The organism is Streptomyces sp. NBC_00988, from assembly GCF_045162645.1.
Lineage (GTDB): Bacteria > Actinomycetota > Actinomycetes > Streptomycetales > Streptomycetaceae > Streptomyces.
On the sequence record NZ_CP108730.1, the window covers coordinates 7,923,060 to 7,937,165 of the forward strand.

The 14,106-nt window shown below is 71.1% G+C and carries 11 protein-coding genes; 10 read left to right on the plus strand and 1 reads right to left on the minus strand.

What is annotated here, in order from left to right; all coding sequences use genetic code 11:
* Positions 1-45 precede the first annotated feature (45 nt).
* The 10 genes from OG496_RS36590 (at position 46) to moeZ (ending at position 12,355) form a co-directional block, all read left to right on the plus strand.
* On the plus strand, positions 46-138 hold the full coding sequence (locus OG496_RS36590; protein ID WP_405973924.1) for an Ms4533A family Cys-rich leader peptide: 93 nt from the start codon (positions 46-48) through the stop codon (positions 136-138).
* Positions 139-340: 202 nt separating this feature from the next.
* On the plus strand, positions 341-2,059 hold the full coding sequence (locus tag OG496_RS36595; RefSeq protein WP_405973925.1) for an ABC transporter substrate-binding protein: 1,719 nt from the start codon (positions 341-343) through the stop codon (positions 2,057-2,059).
* A 4-nt stretch (positions 2,060-2,063) separates the two neighbouring features.
* Positions 2,064-3,170: an ABC transporter permease gene (locus tag OG496_RS36600; protein WP_405973926.1), complete on the plus strand. Its 1,107-nt coding sequence runs from the start codon at positions 2,064-2,066 to the stop codon at positions 3,168-3,170.
* On the plus strand, positions 3,167-4,165 hold the full coding sequence (locus OG496_RS36605) for an ABC transporter permease (RefSeq protein WP_393763330.1): 999 nt from the start codon (positions 3,167-3,169) through the stop codon (positions 4,163-4,165). The genes OG496_RS36600 and OG496_RS36605 overlap by 4 nt, the downstream gene beginning before the upstream one ends.
* On the plus strand, positions 4,162-5,787 hold the full coding sequence (locus OG496_RS36610) for a dipeptide ABC transporter ATP-binding protein (RefSeq protein WP_405973927.1): 1,626 nt from the start codon (positions 4,162-4,164) through the stop codon (positions 5,785-5,787). Before OG496_RS36605 ends, OG496_RS36610 begins: the two co-directional genes overlap by 4 nt.
* 303 nt (positions 5,788-6,090) lie before the next feature.
* Complete coding sequence (locus OG496_RS36615) at positions 6,091-7,821, plus strand: DUF3492 domain-containing protein (RefSeq protein ID WP_405973928.1); 1,731 nt, start codon at positions 6,091-6,093, stop codon at positions 7,819-7,821.
* A complete protein-coding gene (locus OG496_RS36620; RefSeq protein ID WP_405973929.1) occupies positions 7,818-9,272 on the plus strand; it encodes a hypothetical protein in 1,455 nt (484 codons plus the stop codon). The genes OG496_RS36615 and OG496_RS36620 overlap by 4 nt, the downstream gene beginning before the upstream one ends.
* Positions 9,273-9,416: 144 nt before the next feature.
* On the plus strand, positions 9,417-10,376 hold the full coding sequence (locus tag OG496_RS36625) for an NAD(P)-dependent oxidoreductase (protein WP_019058355.1): 960 nt from the start codon (positions 9,417-9,419) through the stop codon (positions 10,374-10,376).
* Positions 10,364-11,113, plus strand: a complete 750-nt coding sequence (locus tag OG496_RS36630; RefSeq protein WP_405973930.1) for a spherulation-specific family 4 protein — start codon at positions 10,364-10,366, stop codon at positions 11,111-11,113. Before OG496_RS36625 ends, OG496_RS36630 begins: the two co-directional genes overlap by 13 nt.
* A gap of 63 nt (positions 11,114-11,176) precedes the next feature.
* Positions 11,177-12,355 (plus strand): adenylyltransferase/sulfurtransferase MoeZ, encoded by a 1,179-nt coding sequence (gene moeZ, locus OG496_RS36635; RefSeq protein WP_405973931.1) that lies wholly within the window; start codon positions 11,177-11,179, stop codon positions 12,353-12,355.
* An 89-nt stretch (positions 12,356-12,444) separates the two neighbouring features.
* Here the strand turns inward: moeZ and OG496_RS36640 are convergent, their stop codons facing one another.
* Positions 12,445-14,001 carry an alpha/beta hydrolase gene (locus OG496_RS36640; RefSeq protein WP_366489727.1) on the minus strand — a complete coding sequence of 519 codons (1,557 nt, stop codon included), beginning with the start codon at positions 13,999-14,001 and terminating at the stop codon, positions 12,445-12,447.
* Between the last annotated feature and the right edge of the window lie 105 nt (positions 14,002-14,106).

The window sequence follows — 14,106 nt, forward strand, 5'->3', positions numbered from 1 at the left end:
TATGTCACATTGACACGAGCCGCAACTTCCATCATATTTTTGCGCATGTGGTCTAGTCATGTCCCGAGCCGCGCCATCATCGAGCTGGCGCTCATCGGCGTGACCCCGATCTGCGTGGCCGACATCCTCTGTCGCTGAACACCGCCTCCGGCGTTCGTGTCGCGACCCGCACCACCATGCCCTTGCCGCGTGACCTTGGCAGGGTTTTTCGACGACCTGACGCCGGAGCAGACGGCTGTTCACTTCCGTCTCACTCCTCGTCCATCAGTCTCACCATTCGAGAAATCTCCTGGAAATCCCGGCGGGATCCTCGAAAGTCATCCGAGAGGTCGTCATTCCGATGCGTCAACCGTCCGTCATAGCCCGGCGCGTGGCCGTGGCATCCGTCAGCCTGGCCGTGGCAGCGGGCGCCGCCGCCTGCGGGCCGAAGGACAACGATGCCAAGGGCTCCGGCGGTGACTCCACGCCCCACAAGGGCGGCACGCTCACGGTCCTGAACTCGCAGCCCCAGGAGGACTTCGACCCGGCCCGCCTGTACACCTCCGGCGGCGGCAACGTCCCCTCCCTCGTCTTCCGTACGCTCACCACCCGCAACCGCGAGAACGGCGCGGCCGGCGCCAAGGTCGTCCCGGACCTCGCCACCGACACCGGGCGCCCCAACAAGGACGCGACCGTGTGGACGTACACCCTGAAGAAGGGCCTCAAGTACGAGGACGGCACCGCGATCACCTCGGCCGACATCAAGTACGGCGTCGAGCGCTCCTTCGCCCCCGAACTCTCCGGCGGCGCGCCCTACTTGCGGGACTGGCTGGTCGGCGCGGCCGACTACCAGGGGCCGTACAAGGACAAGAAGGGGCTCAGCGCCATTGAGACCCCCGACAGCCGGACCATCGTCTTCCATCTGAACAAGCCCGAGGGCGAGTTCCCGTACCTCGCCACGCAGACGCAGTTCACGCCCGTCCCGAAGGGGAAGGACACGGGCACGAAGTACGAGGAGCACCCGGTCTCGTCCGGCCCGTACAAGGTCGTCAGCAACCAGAACGACGGTGAGACGATCGTCCTGGAGCGCAACAAGTACTGGTCCACCGCGACGGACGCCGAGCGCAAGGCCTACCCGGACAAGATCGACGTGAAGTCGGGGCTCGACTCGTCCGTGATCAACCAGCGGTTGTCCGCGTCTCAGGGGACGGACGCCGCGGCCGTCACGACGGACACCAACCTCGGGCCCGCCGAACTCGCCAAGGTCACCGGCGACAAGGAACTCGCCGCGCGCGTCGGCACCGGGCACTTCGGTTACACGAACTACATCGCGTTCAACCCCAAGGTCGCGCCGTTCAACAACGTCAAGGTGCGGCAGGCGATCTCGTACGCCATCGACCGCTCGTCGGTGGTGAACGCGGCGGGCGGTTCGTCGCTGGCCGAGGCCGCGACCACCTTCCTGCCGAACCAGAAGTCCTTCGGGTACGACCCCTACGACCTCTTCCCGGCGGGCGCGTCCGGCAACGCGGCGAAGGCCAAGGAGCTGCTGAAGGAGGCCGGTTACCCGAAGGGGATCACCGTCACGCTGACGCACTCCAACGACAAGGACTTCGAGACCAGCCCCGAGATCGCCACCGCGATCCAGGACGCGCTCAAGAAGGCCGGCATCACCGTCAAGCTCCAGGGCCTGGAGATCAACGACTACAAGGACAAGATCCACAGCGTCAAGACCGAGCCGGGCTTCTTCCTCGCCCACTGGGGTGCCGACTGGCCCTCCGGCGGTCCCTTCCTCGCCCCGATCTTCGACGGCCGCCAGATCGTCAAGGACGGCGCGAACTTCAACACCGGCCTGCTCAATGACAAGTCGGTCAATGCCGAGATTGACTCGATCAACAAGTTGACGAATCTTGACGAGGCCGCCAAGCGCTGGGGTGCACTGGACAAGAAGATCGGCGCGCAGGCCCTGACCGTGCCGCTGTTCCACCCCGTCTACAAGCGACTGGTCGGCAAGGACATCAAGAACGTCGTGATCAGCGACTGGACCGGCGTCCTGGACATCTCCCAGGTCGCGGTCAAGTAACCCCATGAGCGAGGCACTTGTCGCCTCCCAGACCGCCGGGACGGGCATCTCCGTCCCGGCGGTCTCGGGGGCCCGTCAGTTCTGGCGGCGGCTGCGTGCGCAGCGCGCCGCCCTCGTCGCGGCGGTCGTCGTCGCCCTGCTCGTCCTGGTCGCGCTCGCCGCGCCGCTGCTCACCGCCATCGAGGGCCAGGACCCCTTCACCTACCACCCCTCGCTCATCGACTCCGCGCGCGGAGGTGTGCCGACCGGCTCCTTCGGGGGCATCACCGGCGACCACTGGCTCGGCGTCGAACCGCAGACCGGCCGCGACCTGTTCGCCCGGCTCGCGTACGGCGCCCGGGTCTCGCTCGGCGTCGCCCTGGGGGCGACCGTCGTGCAGGTCTTCATCGGGGTCGTGATCGGTGTCGCCGCCGGGCTCGGCAGCCGATGGGTTGATCAACTGTTGAGCCGGATCACCGACATCATCGTGGCGATGCCGTTGATGATCATGTCGTTGGCGCTGCTCGCGATCGTGCCCAACAGCTTCCCGAGGCCCCTGCTGGTCGCGGGGGTCATCGGGCTGATCGCCTGGGGCAACGTCGCGAAGATCGTGCGCGCCCAGACGCTCACCCTCAAGGAACTCGACTACGTCGCGGCCGCCCGGCTCAGTGGCTGGGGCACCTGGCGAATCGCCCGCCGCGAGCTGCTGCCCGGCCTGGCCGCGCCCGTCATCACGTACTCGGCGCTGCTCTTCCCGATGAACATCAGCGCCGAGGCCGCGCTGTCCTTCCTCGGCGTCGGCGTGAAGCCGCCGACGCCCTCCTGGGGACAGATGCTCACCGCCGCCGATGTCTGGTACCAGGCCGCCCCGCAGTACCTGCTGCTGCCCGCCGGCGCCCTCTTCGTCACCGTGCTCTCCCTGACCGTCCTCGGCGACGGCGTCCGCACGGCCCTCGACCCCCGCGCGGCCTCCCGCCTGCGCGTCGGCACGGGGCGCAAGCGCGAGGCGAAGGCCGACGCGAGCGGCAAGAAGCTCGCGGTGGACGCCGGTTCCGGCCGGTCAACAGTTGATCCGAGCATCAACACGATCAAGTCGGCCGACGCCAACAGCGAGAAGGAGGACCCGGCATGAGCGGCTTCGGAGGCTTCGTCCTGCGCCGGGCCATCGGCACCGTGATCACCCTGTTCGCCATCTCGGTGATCGTCTACGTGGTCTTCTTCGTCACCCCCGGGAACGTCGCCCAGATCACCTGCGGCCCGCGCTGCTCCCCGGAGCAAGTGCACCAGGTGGCACAGCAGTTGAGGCTCGACGACCCGCTGTACCTCCGCTACTGGCACTTCCTCCAGGGCATCCTCGTCGGCCAGGACTACTCCACGGGCACCTCCGTGGAGCACTGCTCGGCGCCCTGCCTCGGGCAGTCGTACCAGGGCGACCAGCAGGTCACCCAGCTGATCCTGGCGAAGCTGCCGGTCAGCCTGTCGCTCGTGTTCGGCGCGATGGTGCTGTGGCTGATCCTCGGTGTCGGTACGGGCATCCTGTCGGCGTGGCGGCGCGGCCGGTTCACCGAGCGCCTGCTGACCGGCATCACCCTCGCGGGCGTCGCCACCCCGGTGTTCGTGATCGGCCTGGTGCTGATGATCGTCGTCTGCGGGCAGCTGCAACTGCTGCCCTTCCCGCAGTACGTCGGCCTCACCGACGACCCCGAACAGTGGGCCTGGAACCTGCTGTTGCCCTGGCTCTCCCTGGCCCTCATCGAGGCCGCCACGTTCGCCCGGCTCACCAGGGCGTCGATGCTGGAGACGCTCGCCGAGGACCACATCCGAACCTTCCGCGCGTACGGCGTCGGTGAACGGTCGATCATCGGGCGGCACGCGCTGCGCGGGGCGTTCGCGCCGATCATCGCGCTCAACGCCAACAACGTCGGCTCGGCGGTCGGCGGCGCGGTGCTCACCGAGACGCTGTTCGGGCTGCCCGGCATCGGCCAGGAACTCGTCCACGCCGTCAATGTCGTCGACCTGCCGGTGGTCGTCGGCATGGTCCTGGTCATCGGCTTCTTCGTGGTCATCGCCAACGCCGTCGCGGACGTGCTGTACGCGGTGGCCGACCGACGGGTGGTGCTCGCATGAGTTCGCTGGACGGCTCGACGGACGCCTCGGCGGACGTCCTGGTGGAAGTGACCGGCCTGACGGTCGGGTTCGGCTCTCTGCGGGCCGTGGACGGCCTCTCCTTCCGGCTGGAGAAGGGTGCGGCACTGGGCCTGGTCGGCGAGTCCGGCTCGGGCAAGTCCACCGTCGCCTCGGCCCTGTTGGGGCTGCACCGCGGCACGGGGGCCGACGTCGGCGGCTCGGTACGCGTGGCCGGCATCGACGTACAGGAGGCGTCCGACGCGGACCTGCACCGACTGCGCGGCGGGAAAGCCGCGATGGTCTTCCAGGACCCGCTGTCGTCCCTGGACCCGTACTACGCGATCGGCGACCAGATAGCCGAGGTCTATCGGGTGCACACGCGCGTGTCACGTCGGGCCGCACGCGCGCGTGCCGTCGATGTGCTGGACCGGGTCGGAATTCCGGACGCACCGCGGCGATCCCGTTCGCGCCCGCACGAGTTCAGCGGCGGCATGCGGCAACGCGCCCTCATCGCCATGGCCCTCGCCTGCGAGCCCGACCTCCTGATCGCCGACGAGCCCACGACCGCGCTCGACGTGACCGTCCAGGCCCAGATCCTGGACCTGTTGCACACCTTGCGCGAGGAGACCGGCCTGGGGCTGCTGCTCGTCACGCACGACGTGGGTGTCGCCGCCGAGAGCGTCGACGAGATCCTGGTCATGCGGCACGGGCGGGCCGTCGAGCACGGGCCGGTGGGCACCGTCCTCGGGGCACCGACCGAGGCGTACACCCGCGACCTGCTCGGCGCGGTCCCGCGCGTGGACGCGCCGCGCGCCCTCTCGACGGCGTCCACAGCGCCCGCGGACGTCGTCCTGGAGGCGACGGGCCTACGGCGTGAATTCGGGCGTGGGAAGCGGGCGTTCGCGGCCGTGGACGACGTGTCGCTGACGATCCACCGGGGCGAGACCCTCGGCATCGTGGGCGAGAGCGGCAGCGGCAAGACGACGCTGGGCCGGATGCTGGTCGGGCTCCTGAAGCCGACGGCCGGCGAGATCAAGCCCGGCGGCGGGGTCCGCCCCGACGTGCAGATGGTCTTCCAGGACCCCGTCTCCTCCCTCAACCCCCGCCGCAGCGTGGGCGAGTCGATCGCCGACCCGCTCCGCGCGCGTGGAGAACGCGACGAGGAGAGCATCCGGGGGCGCGTACGCGAACTCCTGGAGCGCGTGGGGCTCGAAGGGGCGCACTACGACCGCTACCCGCACGAGTTCAGCGGCGGCCAGCGCCAGCGTGTGGGCATCGCACGGGCGCTCGCGGCCGACCCGCGCGTGATCGTGTGCGACGAGCCGGTCTCCGCGCTCGACGTCACCACACAGGCCCAGGTCGTCGCCCTGCTCGGCGAACTCCAGCGCGAACTCGGCCTCGCGCTCGTGTTCGTCGCCCACGACCTCGCCGTCGTCCGCCAGGTCAGCGACCGGGTCGCGGTGATGCGACGCGGGAGGATCGTTGAACAAGGCCCCGCCGACGAGGTCTACGACGCACCCCAGGACCCGTACACGAAGCAGCTCCTGGCCGCCGTACCGGCCCTCGATCCCCAGGTCGCGGCCCAACGGAGGTCGGCCCGAAGGGAGTTGGCGACGACGTGACGGTACCGTCGCGACGACGAGACGGTGCCGTCCCCACGACGGGACTGTGCCGTCCCCGCGACGTGACGGCCTCGTCGCTACGGCGCCGTAGCGACGGCACGACAGCGGTCTGACGTTCCGTACGCGATTGATCTCTTAGCGCGACGGAACGCGATCCGCACGGGAAAGTTACGCCCGTTCACCCCTTTTGGTGGCGCGATGGACAACCGTCCGTCGCGCCACCGCCTTGTCCGCATACGTTCGTCCCGCTGCGAGCCGCCGGGTCAACGGCGGCTCCCCATATGGGAGATCGGGGGTGTGCCCGTGCGCATAGGATTGCTTACGGAGGGTGGCTATCCGTATGTGAGCGGTGACGCCAGACTCTGGTGCGACCGGCTCGTACGCGGGCTCGGGCAGCACGAGTTCGACATCTACGCGCTCAGCCGCAGCCAGCGCCAGGAGGACGAGGGCTGGCTCGAACTGCCGCCCCAGGTCAGCCGGGTGCGTACCGCGCCGCTGTGGACCGCCGAGGACGACGGGGTGACTCTTGGGCGCCGTGCGCGCCGGCGGTTCGCCGAGTGCTACGACGAGCTGGCGGCCGTGCTGTGCGAGGGGGACGGCCGGGCCCCGGAGGCGGCGGGCGGGGTGCCCGGCGAACAGGGAGAGCCCTCCGCCGATGTGGCGGACCGTTTCGCCAACGCGCTGTACGGGCTCGCGGAACTCGCCCGCGACGAGGGCGGACTCGTGGCCGCGCTGCGCTCCGAGAGCGCTGTGCGCGCGTTGGAACGCGCCTGTCGTGCGCCCGGCGCACTCCGTACGGCACGCGAGGCGCGCGTGCCCGAACTCCTCACCGTCGCCGCGCAGTTGGAACGCGCCCTGCGCCCCCTCTCGCTCGACTGGTACGAGGACGACGCCCTCGGCTCCGTGGACCTCTGCCACGCGACGGCCGGCGGCACCGCGGCCCTGCCCGGACTGCTGGCCCGGCACTTCGCAGGCGTACCGCTGCTGGTGACCGAGTACGGCGTACAACTGCGGACGCACTACCTGGCCTCCGCCGACGCGCCGCCCGCCGTACGGGCCCTGCTCGCCGCCTTCCACGGCAGGCTGGCCGCCGAGATCTACCGGCGGGCCACGCTGATCACCCCCGGCAACAGCCACACCCGCCGCTGGCAGGAACGCTGCGGCGCCGACCGTACGAAGCTCCGCACGGTCCACCCCGGCATGGAGGCGACCCGCTTCGCGGAGGTCGGCGAGGCGCCCGACGGCGCGGACCCGGACACGCTGGTGTGGGTCGGCCGTGTCGAACCCGCGAAGGACCTGATCTCCCTGCTCCACGCCTTCGCGGAGATCCGCAAGGACGAGCCCAAGGCGCGCCTGCGGATCGTCGGCGCGCCGTCCGGCGCCGAGGGGGAGGCCTACCTGGGCCACTGCCGGGCGCTGGCCGCACAGCTCTTCCCCGACGAGGCCGAGGGCGTGCACGCGGTCGGCGACAACCCGGTGTCCTTCGAGGAGATCGGCGGCCCGGAAGCCCCCACGCTCGCCGAGGCGTACGCGGCCGGCACGGTGATCGTCCTCTCCAGCGTCGTCGAGGGCTTCCCGCTCAGCCTGGTCGAGGCCATGTTCTGCGGCCGGGCGACCGTGTCCACGGACGTCGGCGCGGTGGTCGAGGTCATCGGCGGTACGGGGCTCGTCGTGCCCCCGCGCAATCCGCGGGCGCTCGCGGAGGCGTGCGTGAGCCTGTTGCGCGACCCGGAGCGCCGGGAGCGCCTGGGCGCCGCCGCGCGCGCCCGAGCGCTCGAACTGTTCACCGTCGAGCAGAACATCGCGGCATTTCACGGCATTTACCTGGAGATCGTCTCGCACTCCCCGGTACGCCGCGTCGTCCTGAACGAGTCGGGCGACCCCCTCCCCTTCGCGGCCCCCGCCGAGTCCCACGTCCCCGGCCGCTGGACCGGCCCGATGGCCCGCGTCGTGGCCCGCGGCGGCCCCACGTGGGCGACCGGAGCACCGGTACGCGCCACACCTCCCTTGCCGGCCACGGAGGCAGCCCGATGAGCGGCCTCGGCGAACTCGACCGCCCCGGGACACCTGGCGGCGCGGGGGCGTGGGATGCGCGATCGGAGGAGTGGCTCGGGGAGAGCGGGGAGTCGGAGGCGGAAGGAGAAGCGCAGGGAGAAGCGCCGGGCGATCCGTCGGCCGTCGGCCGGGACACCGGTGACGTCCGTGTCGCCGTAGACCGTGACGAAGCCGTGCCGGTCGCCGGCCCGGACACCTACGACACCGCCCCGATCACCGCCGCCCCCGCTCCACGCGCCGCCCGCCCCGCAGGCGACGCCGAGCAGTCGCACCCCCGTACGGCGCCCGAACGGGCCTCCCGGGCGACCGACCGCAAGCCCGCCCCCACCCGCCGTGGCGCCGCCGACCCGGTCAAGGCGTTGATGCACCGGCACCGCGAGCTGTGCGAACGGGCCGTCGACCCGCTGGAGATCGCCGCAGGGCTGGAGGCACATGGCGTCACCGATCGGACCGCCGCCCGCTTCCGGCACCGGGACGTGTTCTCGCTCGCCGAGGAGATGTACGCACGTGTGCCCCGCGACGACGCGGCGGCCCCGCCCTCCGATGCCGTGACCGAACAAGCGCCCCGCGCCGGCTGGGCCGTACTCGCCCTCCTGCCCGGAGTCCTCTGCGCTGCGGCCGTGACCGGTGTGCGGCTCACGGACGGTCGGCTGCGGCTGGCGGTGGCCGTCGGCGGTGTTCTCGCCGTGGCGCTCGGTGTACGCGTGGCCCTCGGCCGCGGCCCGTTGAGCAACCCGCCCGGCACGCACGCGTGGCGCACGCCCCCGGGCACGCGCCTGTGGACGTACTGGCTGTTGGCCTACGCCCTCCTCGGCGACGGACTGCTCCGCGCCGCGGACGACGGCGGACCCGACGGCCTGCCGACCGGCATCCCGGGCGGAGCCTGGTCCACGGCCACCGCACCGGTCCTGGCCCTCACCCTGGCCTGCGCCCCCGCCGCCTGGTGCGCCCACCACTTCGCCGTGCGCGCCCGGCGAAAACTCGCGACCAGTCGCGGACTTGAGGACTTCGCCGACTCCGTACGACCGCTGCTGCTCGGCACGTTCGCCCTGTTCCTGTGCGCCCTGACCACTCTCCTCGCCCTCTGCGGCGCGGCCCTGGGCGAGCCCGCCGCGTACGCCCAGGCCATCACCCTGGGCGCCCTGTTGCTGCTCGCCCGCCTCCTCACCGTCCACGGCTTCACCCGCGCCCCGACCTTCGCGCTCGGCGCGGCGGCCGCGGCGGAGGCGACGGTCCTGGCCCTGGACCTCATCGGCCGCCTCCCCGGCTGCGGCTTCCTGGCCGCCGCCGTCGAAACCGTCCTGGAGTCCTGGGGCCAGGGCGGCATCCCCGCCCTGGCCTGCGGAGCAGCCGCCCTGGCCCTCCTGTTCCACACCACCCGCACGCTGACCAGAGCCTCCGCGCACGCGCCGGCGAACGAGCCGCGGTGACGCCGCCGATGACCCGCACCAACCAGACGCGTCACCCAGCCGCAGGCGCCCGGCCCCACCGCCGGAGGCAACCGCATCACCCTGTGAAGGAGAACACCAGATGATCACCTCCCGATCCGGAGAGTCGGCCCCGGGAGCCGTCCGATGAGGGTCCTGCTGATCGGAGCCAACGGCTACCTCGGCCGCTTCGTCGCCGACCGCCTGCTCGCCGACCCGGCCGTCCAGCTCACCGCGCTCGGCCGCGGCGATGACGCCGACGTCCGCTTCGACCTCGCGACCGGCAGCCCCGGCGCGCTCACCCGCTTCCTGGACGCCGTCCACCCCGGAGTCGTCATCAACTGCGCCGGGGCCACCCGGGGCGGCGCCCGCGAGCTCACCCGGCACAACACCGTCGCCGTCGCCACCGTCTGCGAGGCCCTGCGCCGCAGCGGCTGCGGAGCCCGGCTCGTGCAGATCGGCTGCGGCGCGGAGTACGGCCCCAGCCAGCCCGGTTCCTCCACGGCCGAGGACGCCGTACCCCGCCCCGGCGGCCCGTACGGCGTCAGCAAACTCGCCGCCACCGAACTGGTCCTGGGCTCCGGCCTCGACGCCGTGGTGCTGCGCGTCTTCTCGCCCGCCGGACCCGGCACTCCCGCCGGTTCCCCGCTCGGCCGGCTCGCCGAGGCCATGCGCCGGGCCATGCAGTCCGGCGACGGCGAACTCAAGCTCGGCGGCCTGGGCGCGCAACGCGACTTCGTCGACGTACGGGACGTGGCCCGCGCGGTCCACGCCGCCTCGCTCTCCGCCGCGCAGGGCGTCATCAACATCGGCTCGGGCCGCGCGGTCCGGCTGCGCGACGCCGCCGCCGTCCTCGCCCGCGTGGCCGGATACGGCGGCGCCCTGCACGAACTCGACGGCCCGCCCGGCCCGTTGAGGGCGGCCATCGGCCACCCCCGCACCGACCCCGACCACGCCGCTCCGGCCGCGTACCCGTACCCGGACGGCTGCGGGAGCTGGCAGCAGGCCGATGTGCGCACTGCGCGCGACCGGCTCGGCTGGCGGCCCCGGATCAACCTCGAAGAGTCCCTCGCCGACATCTGGATGGAGGCGGCATGCCGCATCTGACCAGCACGACCCCGGGCACGGCGAGCACCGGTGTCCGCACCGGCTTCGGCATCCCCGGCTACGCGCACCCCTTGGTCGCGCCGACCGAATGGAGCGAACTCACCCGGCCCGGCACCCCCTTGGACTGGGTCGTCCTCAACGTCTCCTCCGGCCCGGGGGCCCGCCCCGACCCGCACTGCCTGGAGGCGGCCGGGCGGCTCCGCAACACCGGCGTCCGGGTCCTCGGCCACCTGGACGCCGCCCACGGCGCCCGCACCTTCGGCGACCTGGTCTCCGAGGCGCACCGCTACCGCGACTGGTATCAGGTCGACGGCTTCCTCCTGGACCGCTGTCCTGCCGAACGCGCCCAGCTCCCCGAGATCCACCGCACGGTCACCGCACTTCGCGAACTCCGGGACGGCGCCCACATAGTCCTGGGGCACGGCACCCACCCGTACCCCGGGTACACCGAGTGCGCCGACCAGTTGGTGACCTTCTCCGGCCCGTGGAGCGACTACCGCTGGTCGCAGGTCGCCGAGTGGACCGCCGACCACCCGCCCGAGCGGTTCTGCCACTTCGTGCACGGCGTCCCGCGCGGCCATCTCGACGAGGCGCTGCGCATCGCCCGCTGGCAGGGCGCCTCGACCATCTACTTCACCGACCGCACCGATCACGGCGGCCGCACCGACCCCTGGGAGACCATGCCCGGCTACTGGGACGAGATCGTCTCGCGGATCGGAACGGGTGTCTCGGAATGAAGAAGGGCATGGCAGTGTTACAGGGAGAACAACTGTAGTGATTGACCGACCAACGGAGTCCCCGTGTCGCTGCCACCCCTGGTCGAGCCGGCTGCCGAGCTCACCGTAGACGAGGTCCGCAGGTACTCCCGCCACCTGATCATCCCCGATGTGGGCATGGACGGGCAGAAGCGGCTGAAGAACGCCAAGGTGCTCTGTGTGGGCGCCGGCGGTCTGGGCTCGCCGGCGCTGATGTACCTGGCCGCGGCGGGCGTGGGTACGCTCGGCATCGTGGAGTTCGACGAGGTCGACGAGTCGAACCTGCAGCGCCAGATCATCCACAGCCAGGCCGACATCGGCCGCTCCAAGGCCCAGTCGGCGCGCGACTCCGTGCTGGGCATCAACCCGTACGTGAACGTGATCCTCCACGAAGAGCGGCTTGAGGCCGAGAACGTGATGGACATCTTCAGCCAGTACGACCTGATCGTCGACGGCACGGACAACTTCGCGACCCGCTACCTGGTCAACGACGCCGCCGTGCTGCTGAACAAGCCGTACGTGTGGGGTTCGATCTACCGCTTCGACGGCCAGGCCTCCGTCTTCTGGTCCGAGTACGGCCCGTGCTACCGCTGCCTCTACCCGGAGCCCCCGCCCCCCGGCATGGTCCCCTCCTGCGCCGAGGGCGGCGTCCTGGGCGTGCTGTGCGCGTCCATCGGCTCCATCCAGGTCACCGAGGCGATCAAGGTCCTCACCGGCATCGGCGACCCGCTCGTCGGCCGCCTGATGATCTACGACGCCCTGGAGATGCAGTACCGCCAGGTCAAGGTCCGCAAGGACCCGAACTGCGCGGTCTGCGGCCCGAACGCGACCGTCACCGAGCTCATCGACTACGAGGCCTTCTGCGGCGTCGTCTCCGAGGAGGCCCAGCAGGCGGCCGCCGGCTCGACGATCACTCCCAAGCAGCTCAAGGAGTGGATCGACGACGGCGAGAACATCGAGATCATCGACGTCCGCGAGATCAACGAGTACGAGATCGTCTCGATCCCCGGCGCCAAGCTGATCCCCAAGAACGAGTTCCTCATGGGCACCGCCCTGGAGACGCTCCCGCAGGACAAGAAGATCGTCCTGCACTGCAAGACGGGTGTCCGCAGCGCGGAGGTCCTCGCCGTCCTCAAGTCGGCCGGCTTCGCGGACGCGGTCCACGTCGGCGGCGGCGTGATCGGCTGGGTCAACCAGATCGAGCCCGACAAGCCCGTCTACTAGACCCACGCTCTCCCGGGAGGGGCTCGGCACCACCGGTGCCGGGCCCCTTTCCGCTGCCCCCGTTGTCCCTGTCGCCCCGACCGCCCCGGCTACGAGGCGCAGACCTTCCCGTCCTTGGGCACCGTCCCCTTCAGCAGATACGCGTCCACCGTCGAGTCGACACAGTCGCTCCCACTCCCGTACGCCCCGTGTCCCTCGCCCTTCCAGGTGAGCTCCACACCGACGCCCTTGCCCAGCTCGTCGACCATCTTGCGGGCACCCTCGTACGGCGTCGCCGGGTCCCCGGTGTTGCCGACCACCAGGATCGGCGCCGCACCGGGCGCGCTGACCTCCGGGGTGTCGTACTGCCCGGCCACCGGCCAGTCGTGACACCACCCGGCGGTGTCCCAGCCCAGGAAGTCGCCGAACACGGGGGAGATCTTCTCGAACTCGGGCAGCAGCTTCTGCGTCTGCTCCGGCGTCGGCCGCTGCTTGTCGTCCAAGCACGATATGACCCGTTGGGAATGGGTCGTCGTGCCGTAGTGCCCCGCGCTGTCACGATCGTTGTAGCCGTCGGCGAGCGCCAGCAGCTCCGAACCGTCGCCCTCCTCCGCGGAGTTCAGGGCGCTCGTCAGCGTGGGCCAGCTCTCCTTGCTGTAGAGCGGGAGGACGATGCCGGTCAGCGCGAGCGTCTCGGTCAGCTCCCGCCCGGTCGAGGTCACCAGCGGCTTGGCGTCCATCCGCTTCAGCAGGGCCGCGATCTTCTTCGAGCCCTGAGCCGGGTCCTGGTCCGTCGACTTGAGGTAGTCGTCCAGCGCGCGCTGGAAACCCCGGGTCTGGTTCAGCGCGTGGCCCACCGAGTCGGCGCTCGGGTCGACGACCGCGTCCAGGATCAGCCGCCCCACGTTCTTGGGGAACAAGTGGGCGTAGACACCGCCGAGTTCGGTGCCGTACGAGATGCCGAAGTAGTGCATCTTCGTGTCACCCAGCACCTGGCGCATCAGGTCCATGTCGCGGGCCGTGTCGGTCGTCGACACATGCGCCATCAGCTTCCCGGCGGCCTTCTCGCAGCCCTTGCCGAAGTCGGTGGCGTCCTGGAAGTACGCCTTCTCCTCGGCCGGTGTGTCCGGCGTGGCGTCGATGTCCTCGGAGGCCTGGATCGCCTTGTCGCCGCGGCAGCGGACGCCCTCGCTGGCGCCGACCCCGCGCGGGTCCCAGCTCACCAGGTCGTAACGCTCGTGCAGCGCGGACACCGTGGTGGCGTACGCCGGCATGTAGTCCACCCCCGAGCCGCCGGGGCCGCCGAAGTTGAACAGCAGCGAGCCGATGCGGTCGCCGCCCGTCGACTTGGAGCGGATCAGCGCGAGCCCGATCGTGGAGCCGTCCGGCTTCGCCCAGTCCAAGGGCACCTTGAGCGTCGCGCACTGCCAGTCGCTGCTCGGCGCGGCCGAGTCGGCGGTGGCCTTGCAGCGCCCCCAGTCGAGCTTCTGGCCGGTCAGCGACGCGGGTAGCGCGGCCGTAGTGGAAGAGGACGAGTCGGCTGCGGACGGCTTGGCGTCCCCCGCGCCCGCGCCGTCCTTGCCGTCGTCGGACGAGCCGCTGCTACAGCCGGCCGTCAGCAGTGCGGCGGCGGCCATCAGGGCCGTCCACCGTACGAATCGCGCCATGTACATTTCCCCCCTCGCAGGCCGTCCGCGTCACGCAGCGGATGGCGGTCAGGCCATAGTAGGCGGCGCGAGCCGAGCCCGTGACGGCCTGTGGATAACCTTTTG